This window comes from Micromonospora sp. IBSANI012, assembly GCF_052814045.1.
On the sequence record NZ_CP199933.1, the window covers coordinates 6,181,976 to 6,194,441 of the forward strand.

The window sequence follows — 12,466 nt, forward strand, 5'->3', positions numbered from 1 at the left end:
CCACGCCGGGCACCGCCACGCCGGGCGGCACCGCCACCGGCGCCCCCGCCGCGACCGCCTCCAGGGTGACGCTGACCCGTAGCGGCGGGTTCGCGGGCGGCGCGGAGACGGTGACCGTGGAACCGGACGGCCGATGGACGGCGACCGGTCGCACCGGCGCGACCCGGACCGGTCAGCTCTCCCCCGCCGACCTCGACCGGCTGCGCGCCCTGGCTGCCAGCGCCCCCAGCAGCGGCGGCCCCGCCCGCCCCGACGTGCGCTGCGCGGACACCTACACCTACCGGCTGACCATCGGCGCGAACACCGTCGAGTGGACCGACTGCCCGAGCGGCCCCCAGCCGCCGGCCGCCGCGTCCGCCCTGGCCGACCTCCTGCTCCGGGCCGGCGCCCTGCGCTGACCCCGGGTTACCAGCCGGCCGCCGCCGTCAGCAGCGCCCGCCGCACCGCCTGCACCTCGCGCCGCCCCGCCACCGCGGGCCGGGCGGCCAGGAAGAGCGTGTTGAGCGGCGGCACCGCCGGGCTCGACAGCGGACGACCGGTGCACGGCCAGGAAGCTGTGGAGCAGGTCGAGCGACACCTTCACATCAGCAAACCTATCGCCGCTGTGTCGTTCGCCTATTGGTCGGCTATGGATTCGCGCGCCAGCATGGTCGACATGACACGTGCACTCATCGCTCTGACCAGTCACCGCCAGCTCGGCACCACCGGCCGCGAGACCGGCTTCTACGTCGGTGAGGCCGCGGAGCCGTGGGAGGTGTTCCGGGCCGCCGGCTGGGACGTCGACCTGGTTTCGGTGGCCGGCGGCCAGCCGCCGCTGGACGGCCGGGACGAGAACGACCGGACGCAGAACGACTTCCTGGCCACCGCCGGCGTGGAGCACACCCCGAAGGCCGCCGAGGTCGACCCGACCGGGTACGACGTGATCGTCTTCGCCGGCGGTCACGGCACGATGTGGGACTTCCCGAACGACCCGGACCTGGCGCGCATCGCCGCGACCGTCTACGAGCGGGGCGGGGTCGTCTCGGCGGTCTGCCACGGCCCGTCCGCGCTGGTGAACCTGAAGCTCTCCGACGGCTCCCACCTGGTGGCGGGCAAGCGGGTGGCCGGCTTCACCAACGACGAGGAGAACGCCGTCGGCCTCAGCGACGAGGTTCCCTTCCTGCTGGCCGACAAGCTCACCGAGGCCGGCGCCGTGCACGTGCCGGCGCCGAACTTCACCGAGCACGTCGTCGTCGACGGCCGCCTGGTCACCGGCCAGAACCCGCAGTCCGCCCGGGCCATGGCCGAGGCCGTCGTCAGGACCGTCGCCGCCCGCTGACCGCCCTCGGGGCGGTGCGGATGCCCGGAAGGAGTGGCTGTTCCCGGTGGAACGGCCACTCCTTCCGCGACGGTGCGGTCGTCAGAGGCGCTGGAGGAGGCGGAAGCGTACGGCGACCGCGAGGGTGTCGTCGGTCACGGTGAAGTCGGGGTCGCCGAGCCAATCCCGGTAGTCGGGGCCGTGCCAGTACGCCTCGTGCCCGGCGCGCCAGGCGGCGACGGAGTCGTACCCCTCGCCCTCGTCCCGGGCGTGGTCCAGGTCGACGTCGCCGAGCCGGACGAGGCGTACCTCGGTCAGCTCGATGACCGCGACCGGGCGGTCGGCGGAGTCGACCACCACCAAGCGGTCGCCGACCACCGGCAGCGGCTCTTCGTCACGCTCGTGGTCCTGGAACAGACCGGTGGTGGAGGTCTTCGCGCCGGAGAGGACGGCCGCGACGAGCTGGTCCCGCAGCGGCCCCGGAAAGGCGAACTCGGTCTTCGGCAGGTCGGGCGGCGGCGTCGTCATCCGGCGACCGTAGCCGCCACCGCGTCCGGTCACACCCGATAATCGCTGGGCAGTCCGGTGCCGCGCAGCTCGGGCGGCAGGTGGGCCACGTCGTTGAAGGCGATCAGGCTGGGCGGCCCGGTCGAGCTGTAGCGGATCACGGTCAGCCCGGCGTTGTGGTGGTTGATGCCCAGCCAGCGCCGCTCCGGGGCGTCCAGGGCGTGCCGGACCAGCCAGGCGATCAGGAAGTTGTGCGTGATCACCAGCTCGCGGACGTCACCGTCGATCGGGGCCGTGGCGAACCGGGCGACGGCCTCCGCCGCCAGTCGCGGCCCGTCGGCCCGCTCGCGCGCCGAGAAGCCGGCCAGGAAACTCGCGTACGCCACCGGCAGCCCGGCCGGGTCGGTGTCGTGCGGCAGGTGATCGCCGGCCAGCTCGGTCGCGTACACCGGGACCGTCGGCAGTGACCCGGCGACCAGCTCGGCGGTCTCGACGGCCCGGCGCAGCGGGCCGTGGTGGACGGCGCGCAACGGTACGGCCCGCAGCCGCTGACCGAGCAGCGCGGCCTGCCGGCGGCCCCGCTCGGAGAGCCCCACCTCCGGCGACTCGACGTCCGGGCGGTCCTGCTCGCCGTGCCGGGCCAGGTAGAGCAGCCGGGTGGCCATCGTCGTCTCCTCGTGCGGTCGGGAGGCGCGATGCTAACCCGCGCCTCCCGACCGTCGCCGCCCCGATCACGGTCAGCGAGGCGACCGTCGCAGCGCCGCCGCGAACGTCGCGGTCACCCAGGCCCAGCCGACGGTCACCGCCAGACCGAAGGCGACCATGGCCACCGGGCCGGGCCGGACCATCAGCGCGCCCCAGGCGAGCGCGAAGAACACCCCGGTCGCGATGCTGATGACGGCCCACACCCGGTCGCCGTCGCGGGCGGCCCGGCGGCCGACGACGACGGTCGCCACGATCAGCGACCCGAAGGCGACCGCCGCCGCGAGGAAGTGCAGCCCGCCGTGCCAGCTGATCTGCCCGGGCCCGCGCGGCGTGCCGGCCGGGAAGCCGTCGGCCGGGTCGGCGCTGAAGACCCCGGCCGCCATCAGGCCGAACCCCCAGAGGGCGAGCAGCCGGGGCAGCCAGGCCGAGCCGGTCACCGGCCGGCGGCGCATCGCGGCGGCGGCGCCGACGCAGAGCGCCCCAGTGGCCAGGAAGGTGGCGATCTGGAGCCAACCCAGGTCGCCCGTGCTCAACATGCTGACCGGGTGCCGCCGGAAGTCGAAGCCGTCCCGGGTGACGCCCTGGGCCAGCGCGGACACGGCGAAGACCGGGCCGGCGAGGACGCCGCCGGCCAGCAGGGCCCGGTCCCGGCCGAGGGCGGCCGGTCCGGCGGCGGGCAGGGTGATCGCGTCGGTCACGGCCCCGCTCCCCTCAGGCCCGGGGGAACATCTGGCCGATACGGATCTTGTTGCCGAACGGGTCCCGGATGCCGAAGTCGATCCCGTACGGGCGCTCCTCCGGCTCGTCGGTGATCTCGACGCCCTTGGCGACCAGGTCCTCGTGCGTCTTGCGGGCGTCGTCGGTGGTCATGAAGAGGTAGCCACCCAGCGCCCCCTTGGTGAGCAGCTCCCGGACCTGCTCGGCAGTGGCCGGGTCGAGGGCGGGCGGCCCCGGCTTCTCCAGCAGGATCTCGCGCTCCGGGTCGCCAGGCAGGTTGACCGTGAGCCAGCGCATGAAGCCGAGGTCCTGGTCGGTGTTGACCTCCATGCCGAGCTTGCCGACGTAGAAGTCGAGGGCCTCGTCCTGGTCGAGGACGTAGATCTGGGAGCGGCTGATCGCGTTCATCGTCATGCCCACCACGCTAGAGCGTGGCCTGACCTGCTGCTTATCCAAAACTGCTGGGTCTGGTCCAAGCCTTGGTGAAGCAGCTCGGCACGCGCGCGGCGGCGGCCGAGCGGCGCCTGCGGAAGTCGCTAGGCGACTCGCCGACGATCTGCCGGAACGTCCGACTGAACGTCCCGAGGCTGCTGAAGCCGACCGCGAAGCAGATGTCGGTGACGTCCCGCTCGCTCTCGATCAGCAGCGACATCGCGCGTTCCACCCGCCGCCGTTGCAGGTAGCGGTGCGGGGTCTCGCCGAAGGTGGCGCGGAAGGTCCGGATGAAGTGCGCCTCGGAGACGAGCGCTATCCGGGCCAGCGCCGGGATGTCCAGCGGCTCGGCGTACGCCCGGTCCATGGCGTCCCGGGCGCGCAGCATGGCCCGGTTCGACTCCTCCACCGCACGACTCATCGGCCCCCACCCGTCGTCCCCGCCGTCGACGCCAGGCTATCGCCGTCGCCCAGGGCCGGGAGCGACCCGGCCCACGGCCGGCACCGCGGGGTAACGCAACGGTACACATCGATGCAACAATCTTATTGTGAAAGAAGGTTCCGAATTCCCCACCGTCCGGTACTTCGCCCAGGCGAACCCCGTCGGACCCGGCCAGGACGACGTACCGGCGCTGCTCCGGCGGGTCGCGGACACCATCGAGGAGCTCGGGCCGGTGTGGATCCAGGACGTGACCTTCGAGAACGAGATCAACGAACACGGTGACTGGTACTCGCTCACCGTCTACTTCCACGAGGAGTCGAACGGCGGCGAGTGAGGCTGCCGGACCCCCGACGGTCGGCCGGCGTGCCGTGGACGCAGGACGGGCGGTGGCCGCCGCCGGCCACCGCCCCGCCGCACACAGTGATCGGCGCTGAGGGCGGGATGTAACAAGGACCTGATCAGCTGCGCCTGTAGCGAGGTGAAGTCACGCCTGGGTGAAGGGCACGACTGTGTCTGATGTTTCCGCGATCGCGCGCGAACGGGCAGCGCTGACGACCATTGCCGACGCGATCGTGGCGGCGTCCGTCGGTCGCGGCCTGCGGGTGGTCTTGGACTGCCCGAATACGCACCTTGCCCTTGTCGACTACCTGGCGCAGGCGTTACACGCTCGCGGCCGGGCCTGCCGCTGTCTACCCAACAAGCCGAATCCCGACGACGCAGGCGGTCTGCCGCGGGATCGGCATGAGCCCGGTTCGACCATCGTCGTGATCACGAGCGGGTTGGCCACCGAGACCGACCGCTTCGCACAGCACGTCAACATCAGCGTGACTGCCCCTACCACCAGGGCACCCGGCGGGAACGCCGGCTACCGGGAGACTGGCGGCGCCCCTTCGGGGGAGAGCGGTGAACCGCACATCATCCTCGACTACGGCGATCCCGACGGGCCCGTCATCCGCTACATGGCGTCCCACCTGACGACAGGCGACGGGCAGTAACGCGTCGGCGACGCCGACCACGGTCGCGTCCAGTCCAATGTGAAGTTTCCTCCAGAGGTTTGCCCTGCTAGCTGCGGGTAGGAACTAGGCGCAAGGCAACCGACAGGAAGGAAACAGCTCATGCGCTTAGCACGCCTCGGCACCACTGTCGCTGCGCTCGCGGCGGGAGCGGGTCTCGTCCTCGGCGGGGCCGGAGTGGCTCAGGCCGCCCCGGTGACGCAGCAAGCTCCGGCCGTCGCACCCGCCGCGTCCGCGTTGGCCACCCCGGTCACGGGTAGCTTCACTGACGCCCTCGGCGGTACCGGCACCTTCGCCGGTACGTTCACGCCCACTCGTTTCGTCAACCAGAACGGCCAGCTCGCCGCCGTCGGCACGCTCACCGGCACCCTGACCAACTCGGTGGGGACCACGCTCGGCACCGTGACGCAGCAGGTCACCACGCCCCTGCAAGCCATCGGTACCTGCGACATCCTGCACCTGAACCTCGGGCCGCTGGATCTTGATCTGCTCGGCCTTCAGGTCCACCTGGACGAGGTCGTGCTGGACATCACCGCCCAGCAGGGTCCGGGCAACCTTCTCGGCAACCTGCTCTGCGCGGTCGCCGGCCTGCTCGACAACACTGGCGGTGGCGCGCTGAACGGCGTCGTCGCCCTGCTCAACCGGATCCTGTCCCTGCTCGGCTAAGCATCAACACAGCACAACACCACTCGGGGAGCTGAGGGTAAAGGCCGCCGGCGAGAGCCGGCGGCCTTTACCGCGTCCGCGGCGAGTTGGTCGGCCTTCGCTGGTCGGATGTCGACCTGGACGAGGGCGCACTGCGGATTCAGCAGAGCGTGCAGCGGGTTGCCCGTCAGGCGCTCGGCAAGCTCCACGGGCGGCTGTCATGCCCCCGGTCGCTGTCAGCGTTGCTGTCAACCGGTCGACACGCGGCAGCGCCCGGTGGGAACTGCCTGGTGGAATTGGAGCCCCCGGCCGGGATCGAACCGGCGACATCTCGCTTACAAGGCGAGTGCTCTGGCCAGCTGAGCTACAGGGGCGCGTGTGTCGACGTCAGCATAGCGACTGGTGTCCGAAAATCCCGCTCGGCAGGTGTCCCGAGCACGGAAAACGTCAATTTCCCGACCCCTGGGCCCGACGCATCGCCGTGGCCCGCGCGGCCGTCCGTGCCGATTGATACCCGGGCGTGCCCGACTGACCGGAATGCGTATGCGGTCCGTCCCACCCGCTGTCCCCCTGTCTTGGCAGGGTGGGGAAAGCCGTTTACCGTGCAGTGACACGGACGACACCCCTGATCGGCTCCGGCCGCCCCGGGACGTCGGCCGAGGACCGGCACCGAGGGTGCCGGTGGCTCCTTCACTCGGATCGTCCGGCACGTTCCTGCCGGTGAAAGGAAGCGCTCCACCATGGCTACGGTCACCTACGCGAAGGCGTCCCGGATCTACCCGGGCACCGAACGCCCCGCGGTCAACCAGCTCGACCTCCAGATCGGCGACGGGGAGTTCCTCGTCCTGGTCGGCCCGTCGGGTTGCGGTAAGTCCACCAGCCTGCGGATGCTCGCCGGCCTCGAGGACGTCGACGACGGCGCGATCTACATCGACGACCGGGACGTCACCCACCTGCCGCCGAAGGCCCGCGACATCGCGATGGTCTTCCAGAACTACGCCCTCTACCCGCACATGTCGGTGTACGAGAACATGGCGTTCGCGCTGAAGCTGCGCAAGACCTCCAAGGACGAGATCGACCGGCGGGTCAAGGAGGCGGCGGGGCTGCTCCAGCTGGAGGAGTTCCTCAACCGCAAGCCGAAGGCGCTCTCCGGTGGCCAGCGCCAGCGGGTGGCCATGGGCCGCGCGATCGTCCGCGAGCCGCAGGTCTTCCTCATGGACGAGCCGCTGTCGAACCTCGACGCCAAGCTCCGCGTGCAGACCCGTACCCAGATCGCGTCGCTGCAGGCCAAGCTCGGCATCACCACGGTCTACGTCACGCACGACCAGGTCGAGGCGATGACGATGGGCCACCGGGTGGCGGTCATGCTCGACGGCGTGCTCCAGCAGGTGGACACCCCCCGCACGCTCTACGACACCCCGGCCAACGTCTTCGTCGCCGGCTTCATGGGCTCCCCCGCCATGAACATCAAGACCGTGCCGCTGAACGAGCAGGGCGCCGCCTTCGCCGACCTGCACATCCCGCTCACCCGGGAGCAGGTCGCGGCGGCCAAGGAGGAGGGTGGCGACGGCAAGGTGACCGTCGGCTTCCGCCCGGAGGACTGCGACCTGGTCAGCCCGACCGAGGGCGGCATGCCGGTCGTGGTCGAGTTGGTCGAGGACCTCGGCTCGGACGCCAACGTCTACGGGCACGCCGCGCTCGAGGGCGCGAACGAGCGGTTCGTCGTCCGCACCGACCGGCGCACCATGCCGAACATGGGCGACACCGTGTTCGTCAAGCCGCGCGCCGGCCGCAGCCACGTCTTCCACGCCGTCACCGGCAAGCGGATCTGACGTACCGGCTGCACTGACGTACGCGAAAGGGGCGGTCCGCTGTCGGCGGGCCGCCCCTTCTCGTCTGCGCGTGCGCGGGTCGGTCAGACCTCGGCGGCGCGGCGGCGGGCCACCTCGGCGAGGGTGACCGCGGCGGCGACGCTGGCGTTGAGCGACTCCACGTCGGAGATCATCGGGATGCTGACGGTCAGGTCGCAGGTTTCCCCGACCAGCCGGGACAGCCCGCGCCCCTCCGAGCCGACCACCACGACCAGCGGGCCGACGGCGGCTTCCAGGTCGTACAGGTCGGTTTCGCCGTCGGCGTCCAGGCCGACCACCATGAAGCCGGCGTCCTGGCAGGCCTTGAGCGACCGGGTCAGGTTGGTGACCTGGGCGACCGGCACCCGCGCGGCCGCGCCGGCGCTGGTCCGCCAGGCGGTCGCGGTGATCCCGGCGGCCCGCCGCTCGGGTACGAAGACACCCTGCGCGCCGAACGCGGCAGCGGACCGGATCACCGCGCCCAGGTTGCGCGGGTCGGTGACCCCGTCCAGCGCCACCAGCAGCGGGGCGGTGTGCTCCACCGACGCGGCGATCATGTCCTCGAACGGCTCGTAGGCGAACGGCGGCACCTGGAGGCCGACGCCCTGGTGCAGCACCCCGCCGGTCATCCGGTCCAGCTCGGCGCGGCTGATCTCCAGGATGGCGATGCCCCGGTCGGCCGCGGTGCGGACGATCTCGTTGACCCGGTCGTCGACGTCGATGCCCTGCGCGGTGTAGAGCGCGGTCGCTGGCACCTGCGCGCGCAGCGACTCCAGCACCGGGTTGCGGCCGACCAGCAGCTCCGGGGTGTCCTTCGACGGGTTGGACTTGCGGCCCGGGGCGACCCGGGGGCCGGAGCGACCGGTGGGCTTACCGCCCCGGCCGCCCGTGCCACGGGCCGCCGGAGCACCCCGGCCACCGCCGCGACCCCAGGTGGTGTCCTTGCTGCCCGGCTGACCGATCTTGGGGGCGCGCCCCTCCTCGGCCGCCGCCCGGCGCTCCTTGTCCTGCTTCCAGGCGGTGCGCTGCGGCAGCTTCTCGGTGCCCGAGTACGCCTTGTGCCAGGGCCGCTCGTCGGCGGGCAGGGTCTTGCCCCGGCCCGCGAGGGAGTCCTTGTTCTTGCCACCGGAGCCCTTGGGGGCGCCTGCCTTCGGCGTCAGTCGCCGGCCACGGCGCTGCGAGTTGCCGGCCATCAGTCCTGCTCTCCAATAGTCCAACGGGGGCCCTGGGGGGTGTCCTCGACCACCACGCCGGCCTGCTTGAGCTGGTCGCGTACGGCGTCAGCGGCGGCCCAGTCCTTGCGGCCGCGGGCCTGGGCACGCTGCTCCAGGGCCAGCGCGACCAGGGAGTCGACCACGCCGCGCAGGTCGTCGGCGCGGTCGCCGCCGGCCCAGGCCGGGTCCAGAGGGTCAACCCCCAGGATATCCAGCATGGCGCGCGCGGCGGCCAGGGTCGTGCGGACGGTCACATCGTCGCCGGCGGTCAGCGCGGTGTTGCCGTCCCGGACCACCTCGTGCAGCACCGCGAGGGCGGCGGAGGTGTTCAGGTCGTCGTCCATCGCCGCCACGAAGCCGGTCGGCAGCTCACCGAGCTGCCCGCCGCCGACTCGCTCGGCGGCCCGCTGGACGAAGCCCTCGATCCGCCGGTACGCCACCGCGGCCTCACGGAGCGCGTCCTCCGAGTAGTCGATCCGGGAGCGGTAGTGCGCGGCGGCGTAGTAGTAGCGCAGCTCCACCGGGCGCACCCCGAGCGAGTCGACGTACGTCAGGTCGAGGGCGTTGCCGAGCGACTTGCCCATCTTGGCGCCGCCGATGCTGAGCAGGCCGTGGTGCACCCAGTACCGGGCGAAGGGCAGCCCGGCGGCCTGGGACTGGGCGATCTCGTTCTCGTGGTGCGGGAACGTCAGGTCCAGCCCGCCGCCGTGGATGTCGAACTCGGCACCCAGGTAGCGCCAGCACATCGCCGAGCACTCGATGTGCCAGCCGGGGCGGCCCCGGCCCCACGGCGACGGCCAGTAGGCGTCGGCCGGCTCGTCCGGCTTGGCACCCTTCCAGAGCGCGAAGTCGCGCGGGTCGCGCTTGCCGCGCTCGGGGGCGTCCCCGGCGGACTGCATGTCGTCGGGCGACTGCCCGGACAGCGACCCGTACGCCGGCCAGGAGGCCACGTCGAAGTAGACGTCGCCGGAGCCGTCGGTCGCCGGGTAGGCGTGCCCGGTCTCGATCAGCTCGGCGATCAACTGGTGCATCTCCGGGATGTGCCCGGTGGCGCGCGGCTCGTACGTCGGCGGCAGCACGTTCAACGCCCGGTACGACTCGGCCAGGATCAGCTCGTTGGCGTACGCGATGGACCAGAACGGGCGGCCCCGCTCCATCGCCTTGACCAGGATCTTGTCGTCGATGTCGGTCAGGTTGCGGATGAAGTTGACCTCGTAGCCGGCGGTGAGCAGCCAACGGCGCAGCACGTCGTAGTTGACGCCGGAGCGAAGGTGGCCGATGTGCGGCGGGGCCTGAAGGGTGAGACCACACAGGTAGACCCCCACCTTGCCGGCTTCCCGCGGGACGAAGTCCCGCACCGATCGGGTGGCGGTGTCATACAGGCGTAGCGTCACCGTACAAGGGTAGCCGTCCACGCATTCCGGGGTCGCCCGGAGCCGGGTCGTACGCTGCGTGCTGTGGAGACGACGGCGAGGTCCGGCGAGCCCGGGGACGCGGCGGTCCGGCCCGGAGCCGGTACGCCGGAACGGGTCGGCGCCGGGGCGACGGAACGGGTCGGCGTCGGGGCGACGGAACGGGACCGGGTGGCGGGCGGCGAGGCGGCGGGCCGGCCCGGGGAGACGGCGCAGACCCTGGACCGGGGCCTGCGGCTGCTGCACCTGGTGGCCGACGCTCCCGCCGGGCTGACCGTGACCGAGGCGGCGAACCGGTTGGGCATCGGCCGGGCGGCCGTCTACCGGCTGGTCGGGGCGCTGACCGGGCACGGGATGCTGCGCCGGGACGGCGACGGCCGGCTGCGCCTCGGCGCCGGCGTGCTGCACCTGGCCCGTCGGGCCCAGCCCCTGCTCGCCGAGGGGGCGCTGCCGGCGCTGCGCCGGTTGGCCGAGCAGGCCGGCGCGACCGCACACCTCACCGTGGTCGAAGGCGGCGAGGGGGTGGCGCTGGCGGTGGTCGAGCCGAGCTGGACGTCGTTCCACGTGGCGTACCGGACCGGTGCCCGGCACCCGCTGGAGCGCGGGGCGGCCGGCCTGGCCATCCTCGCCGGCCGGTCGGGAGTGGCCGACCCGGTGAGCACCGTCGGGGAACTCCAACCCGGGGCGTACGGGGTGGCGGCGCCGGTGCTGGGGGTGCCGGGTCTGGAAGCGAGCGTCGGGGTGGTGGCGCTGGCCCCGCTGGACGCCGACACCGTCGGCGCGCAGGTGCTCGCCGCCGCCCGGTCGATCGCCGCCGCCCTCTCCTGACCCCCCGACGCCCGACCCGCGGCCCCTGACCCTCGACCCTCAGCCCCCGGCCCCGGCCCCGGCTCCGGCCCCGGCAAGATCGACTCCATTCCGCCGAGATCGTGGTGTCGAACGTGACGCATCCCCGCCATGCCGGCGAAACGGAGTCGATCTCGGCCGCAGCGGCGGAACGGCCGGCAACCGGACGGCCGGTGACCAGGGGGACGTCTACCACAGGATGCGGCGCTGGCGGGCGTCGTCCACAGGGCGGGCGTACCCGGCCGACCCTGGTTGTCCACAGGGGTGTCGCAGTAGGAGCGGGGACGGCGACGCTCCTTGTCATGCCCCCACCACCTCATCGCCCGTCCGCGCTCGCCTGGCGGGTCTTCCGCGGCTCGGAAGCGGTACGGCGTGGCCTGCCGACCCGGCACCAGCTCCGCGGCGCCTCCTGGATCCGGCTCCGCCAGAACGTCTACGCCGACGCCCGGCTCGACCGGGACCACGCGTTGGCCTGCCAGGCCACCGTGCTCCGCCTGCCACCCGAGGCGGTGATCGCCGGACCGTCCGCGGCCTACCTGCACGGCGTCACCCATGCCGCCGGATTCGGCGACGTCGTGCACGTTCGGGTGCCCCGAACCGTCCGCCTCGACTCCGTCGGCGGCATCCGGGTGCACACCAGCGACGCGGTGATCCCGTCCGGGCAGTTCGGCGTGGACGGCGCGGCACGGATCGCTGCGGCCCTCCCCCGGTCGGACCCGGCGCAGGCCGCCTGGGAGACGGCCGCCTGGCTGGAGCCCGTCCGGGCGGTCGGCATCGTCGACGCTCTGCTCGGTATGGGCCTGACCTCCCGGGACGCCCTCGCCGAGACTGCCAGCCGGCAGGCCCACCGCCCGGGCGGTCGACGCGCCGCCCGAGTCTTCGAGCTGGCCGACCCGGGAGCGCAGTCACCACCGGGGTCCCACCTGCGGGTCCGCCTGGTCCTCGGCGGCCTGCCCCGGCCGGTCACCCAGCATCCGGTCCGGTTGCCGTGCGGCCTGGTCCTGCATCCCGACCTGGCCTGGCCGGAGTTCCGGGTGGCGGTGGAGTACGACGGCCAGTGGCACGCCGACTCCGACCAACTGCACCGCGATCGACGACGACTCAACCAGTTGGTGGCCGCTGGCTGGATCGTGCTGCACGTGACAAGCCGCCGCCTCCGCGGCGACTTCCCGGCGCTCCTCCGCGAGACCCGCACCGCCCTCGCCGCTCTGGACTGGCGGCGGTGACGGCGCCACCGCTTGCGGCGTATCGCGCCTCCACTCACCCACACACCGCGACACGCCGCAACCGGCGCCCGGACGGCCACCTCCCGGACGGCGGCGGCCCGGACAGCGGCGGGGACGGACGGCGGAAGGTTCGGACAGCAGAGGGCCGGACGGCGGCGCG

At 72.7% G+C, this 12,466-nt stretch carries 15 protein-coding genes and 1 tRNA gene; 8 read left to right on the forward strand and 8 right to left on the reverse strand.

Annotated features, from left to right (window positions below; genetic code table 11):
* Positions 1-65 precede the first annotated feature (65 nt).
* Together ACTWM8_RS28645 and ACTWM8_RS28650 are read left to right on the forward strand one after the other, a co-directional pair.
* The gene (locus ACTWM8_RS28645) at positions 66-398 is read left to right on the forward strand and encodes a hypothetical protein (protein WP_446211653.1); all 333 of its coding nucleotides are present in this window, start codon (positions 66-68) and stop codon (positions 396-398) included.
* A gap of 257 nt (positions 399-655) precedes the next feature.
* Positions 656-1,318, forward strand: a complete 663-nt coding sequence (locus tag ACTWM8_RS28650) for a type 1 glutamine amidotransferase domain-containing protein (protein WP_446211654.1) — start codon at positions 656-658, stop codon at positions 1,316-1,318.
* An 81-nt stretch (positions 1,319-1,399) separates the two neighbouring features.
* Here ACTWM8_RS28650 and ACTWM8_RS28655 read toward each other — a convergent pair whose 3' ends face one another.
* From ACTWM8_RS28655 to ACTWM8_RS28675, 5 genes are all read right to left on the reverse strand, one after another.
* Complete coding sequence (locus tag ACTWM8_RS28655) at positions 1,400-1,825, reverse strand: ASCH domain-containing protein (protein ID WP_446211655.1); 426 nt, start codon at positions 1,823-1,825, stop codon at positions 1,400-1,402.
* Between the two features lie 29 nt (positions 1,826-1,854).
* The gene (locus ACTWM8_RS28660) at positions 1,855-2,469 is read right to left on the reverse strand and encodes a histidine phosphatase family protein (RefSeq protein ID WP_446211656.1); all 615 of its coding nucleotides are present in this window, start codon (positions 2,467-2,469) and stop codon (positions 1,855-1,857) included.
* 72 nt (positions 2,470-2,541) lie between these two features.
* Positions 2,542-3,207, reverse strand: a complete 666-nt coding sequence (locus tag ACTWM8_RS28665; protein ID WP_446211657.1) for a DUF998 domain-containing protein — start codon at positions 3,205-3,207, stop codon at positions 2,542-2,544.
* Between the two features lie 13 nt (positions 3,208-3,220).
* Positions 3,221-3,640 carry a VOC family protein gene (locus ACTWM8_RS28670; RefSeq protein WP_088964361.1) on the reverse strand — a complete coding sequence of 140 codons (420 nt, stop codon included), beginning with the start codon at positions 3,638-3,640 and terminating at the stop codon, positions 3,221-3,223.
* Positions 3,641-3,674: 34 nt separating this feature from the next.
* Positions 3,675-4,079, reverse strand: coding sequence for a helix-turn-helix domain-containing protein (locus tag ACTWM8_RS28675; protein ID WP_154941457.1), 405 nt, complete (start codon positions 4,077-4,079; stop codon positions 3,675-3,677).
* Positions 4,080-4,206: 127 nt separating this feature from the next.
* On the opposite strand from ACTWM8_RS28675, the gene ACTWM8_RS28680 reads away from it, so the two are divergent.
* The 3 genes from ACTWM8_RS28680 (at position 4,207) to ACTWM8_RS28690 (ending at position 5,779) form a co-directional block, all read left to right on the forward strand.
* Entirely contained in the window at positions 4,207-4,434 is a 228-nt protein-coding gene (locus ACTWM8_RS28680) for a hypothetical protein (protein ID WP_377605519.1), read from the forward strand.
* A gap of 160 nt (positions 4,435-4,594) precedes the next feature.
* On the forward strand, positions 4,595-5,095 hold the full coding sequence (locus ACTWM8_RS28685; protein WP_446211658.1) for a hypothetical protein: 501 nt from the start codon (positions 4,595-4,597) through the stop codon (positions 5,093-5,095).
* A 213-nt stretch (positions 5,096-5,308) separates the two neighbouring features.
* Entirely contained in the window at positions 5,309-5,779 is a 471-nt protein-coding gene (locus tag ACTWM8_RS28690) for a hypothetical protein (protein WP_446211659.1), read from the forward strand.
* Between the two features lie 276 nt (positions 5,780-6,055).
* Here the strand turns inward: ACTWM8_RS28690 and ACTWM8_RS28695 are convergent.
* Positions 6,056-6,132, reverse strand: a tRNA-Thr gene (locus ACTWM8_RS28695).
* 366 nt (positions 6,133-6,498) lie between these two features.
* Between ACTWM8_RS28695 and ACTWM8_RS28700 the strand changes: the two genes are divergently transcribed.
* Positions 6,499-7,590 carry an ABC transporter ATP-binding protein gene (locus ACTWM8_RS28700; protein ID WP_377605509.1) on the forward strand — a complete coding sequence of 364 codons (1,092 nt, stop codon included), beginning with the start codon at positions 6,499-6,501 and terminating at the stop codon, positions 7,588-7,590.
* Between the two features lie 83 nt (positions 7,591-7,673).
* Here ACTWM8_RS28700 and rlmB read toward each other — a convergent pair whose 3' ends face one another.
* On the reverse strand, positions 7,674-8,801 hold the full coding sequence (gene rlmB / locus ACTWM8_RS28705) for a 23S rRNA (guanosine(2251)-2'-O)-methyltransferase RlmB (protein ID WP_446211660.1): 1,128 nt from the start codon (positions 8,799-8,801) through the stop codon (positions 7,674-7,676).
* The gene (cysS, locus tag ACTWM8_RS28710) at positions 8,801-10,216 is read right to left on the reverse strand and encodes a cysteine--tRNA ligase (RefSeq protein WP_446211661.1); all 1,416 of its coding nucleotides are present in this window, start codon (positions 10,214-10,216) and stop codon (positions 8,801-8,803) included. Before cysS ends, rlmB begins: the two co-directional genes overlap by 1 nt.
* Before the next feature lie 63 nt (positions 10,217-10,279).
* Between cysS and ACTWM8_RS28715 the strand changes: the two genes are divergently transcribed.
* Together ACTWM8_RS28715 and ACTWM8_RS28720 are read left to right on the forward strand one after the other, a co-directional pair.
* Entirely contained in the window at positions 10,280-11,062 is a 783-nt protein-coding gene (locus tag ACTWM8_RS28715) for an IclR family transcriptional regulator (RefSeq protein WP_446211662.1), read from the forward strand.
* A 320-nt stretch (positions 11,063-11,382) separates the two neighbouring features.
* On the forward strand, positions 11,383-12,306 hold the full coding sequence (locus ACTWM8_RS28720; protein ID WP_446211663.1) for a hypothetical protein: 924 nt from the start codon (positions 11,383-11,385) through the stop codon (positions 12,304-12,306).
* Positions 12,307-12,466 lie beyond the last annotated feature (160 nt).